The following is a 2,243-nucleotide window of genomic DNA, read 5'->3' on the forward strand; positions in this document are numbered from 1 at the left end:
CGGCGACGCGGGGGTGCCCGTCGTGGACGAGCACGAGGTCCAGGTCGGCCAGCGGGACCGGCTCGGCACGGCCGAGACCGCCGACGGCCACGAGCGCGACACCGGGTTCGGCGGTATCGACGCCCGCGGCCGTGGCGGCCCCGTGCAACCACAGCCCGTACAGATCGACCAGCGCGGCGCGCAGGCCCGCCGGGTCGGCACCCCCGTTGTGGCCGTCCAGCAGCCGGTCGACGGCCGCGGCGAGTCCCCCTGCGGCCACGGGTGCCGCCCTACACCGCGTCCGGGCCGCGCTCGCCGGTGCGCACCCGGACCACGGTCTCCACGGGCGTGACCCAGACCTTGCCGTCCCCGATCCTGCCGGTGTGCGCGGCGTCGACGATCGCGTCGAGCACCGCGTCCACCCCGGCGTCGTCGGTGACGACCTCGATCCGGGACTTCGCGACGAAATCCACGGCGTACTCGGCACCCCGGTAGACCTCGGTGTGTCCCTTCTGCCTGCCGTAGCCGCGGACCTCGCTCACCGTCATGCCGAGCACCCCGAGCTGTTCCAGCGCGGTGCGGACGTCGTCGAGCGTGAACGGCTTGACGATCGCGGTGATCAGTTTCATGACCTGGCCTCCTCGACGGTGTTCGGGTGCGTGACGGGCCCGGCGGGAACGCCGGCTCCGCCCGGTCCGGCGGGTCCGGCGGTCACCGGCCTGCCGCCGTGGCCGCCGCCGAAGTCGTACGCGGACTCGGCGTGTTCGGCCTCGTCGATCCCGGCGGCCTCCGCCTCGGCGTCGACCCGGCCGCCCGTGACGGTCTTGACCAGCAGGCCCAGCAGCACGGCCACGACGCCCGAGTAGGCCAGCACGGCCACCGCGCTGAGCACCTGCACACCCAGCAGCCCCGCGTCACCGCCGTAGAGCAGACCGTTCTCCCCGTCGCCGCCCACGACGTCCGCGGTGGCGACGAAGCCGAGCAGCACCGTGCCGACGAGCCCGCCCACGAGATGGACGCCCACCACGTCGAGTGAATCGTCGAACCCGAAGCGGTACTTCAGCCCGACGGCGGCGGCGCAGGCCACGCCCGCGATCGCGCCGATCGTCAACGCGCCCCAGGTGTCGACATAGGCACACGCCGGGGTGATGGCGACGAGCCCGGCGACCACGCCGGAGGCCGCCCCCAGACTGGTGGCCTTGCCGTCCCGGAGCCGCTCCAGCAGCAGCCAGCCCAGCATGGCCGCGCACGTCGCGGTCACCGTGTTGACGAACGCGATCCCGGCCACGCCGTCGGCGGCGTAGGCCGAACCGGCGTTGAACCCGAACCAGCCGAACCACAGCAGCCCCGCCCCGAGCATCACGAACGGGAGGTTGTGCGGCTTCATCGGTTCCCGGGGCCAGCCGAGGCGCCTGCCCAGCACCAGGATCAGGCCCAGCGCGGCCGCACCCGCGTTGATGTGCACCGCGGTGCCGCCCGCGAAGTCCAGCGCGCCGGTCTCGTCGATCCAGCCGCCGTCGCCCCACACCCAGTGCGCCACCGGGAAGTAGACCAGCGTGGCCCACAACCCGGCGAACAACATCCACGCCCCGAAGCGCATCCGGTCGGCCACCGCGCCCGCGATCAGCGCGGTCGTGATGATCGCGAACATCGCCTGGAAGGCGACGTCGACCGTGCCGGAGGTCGGATCGCCCTCCGGGGTCATCAGCCCGGACAGGCCGAGGAACTCGACCGGGTTCCCGAGCAGTCCGGCGATGTCGCCGCCGTAGGCCACGGAGTAGCCGAAGACCATCCACAGCACCCCGACCAGCCCCATGGCGCCGAAGCACATCATCAGCATGTTGAGCACGCTCTTCGCGCGCACCATGCCCCCGTAGAAGAACGCCAGCCCCGGCGTCATCAGGAGCACCAGGGCGGCGCTGGTGAGCAACCAGGCCGTATTTCCTTCCACGCCCGCCTCCTCGCTGTCGGCGGCGACCACGTCGCCGTGCCGTTCCGGTGACGGGGCCGCCCCGCCGTCGTGGCGCCCCCGTCGCGTCACCGGTCAGCGTCGGGATCCCGTGTTGCGTGCGGTGACGTGTGCCGTTTCGGCGCCGTGAAACGTTCCGGGCGCTCCGTTACGCCCACGTTGCGGGGGGGCGGGGACCGTGTCGTCCGGCCGGGAAACCCCGTGGTCGAATGGCGGGCATGGCCAGCACACCACCGCCCGCACCCGGGGACCACCCCGGCGGGACGGCGCCCCGCCCGGTTCCCCCGACGCTGCC

At 73.3% G+C, this 2,243-nt stretch carries 2 protein-coding genes and 1 pseudogene; all 3 read right to left on the minus strand.

Annotated features, from left to right (window positions below; translation table 11 throughout):
• Positions 1-259: pseudogene (locus ACTIR_RS23230) on the minus strand ([protein-PII] uridylyltransferase); the annotation flags it as partial.
• A 10-nt stretch (positions 260-269) separates the two neighbouring features.
• A complete protein-coding gene (locus tag ACTIR_RS0113325; protein ID WP_007027200.1) occupies positions 270-608 on the minus strand; it encodes a P-II family nitrogen regulator in 339 nt (112 codons plus the stop codon).
• On the minus strand, positions 605-1,930 hold the full coding sequence (locus ACTIR_RS0113330; RefSeq protein WP_034239943.1) for an ammonium transporter: 1,326 nt from the start codon (positions 1,928-1,930) through the stop codon (positions 605-607). Before ACTIR_RS0113330 ends, ACTIR_RS0113325 begins: the two co-directional genes overlap by 4 nt.
• Positions 1,931-2,243: the final 313 nt, after the last annotated feature.

The organism is Saccharomonospora iraqiensis subsp. iraqiensis, from assembly GCF_000430445.1.
GTDB classification, from domain to species: Bacteria; Actinomycetota; Actinomycetes; order Mycobacteriales; family Pseudonocardiaceae; genus Saccharomonospora; species Saccharomonospora iraqiensis.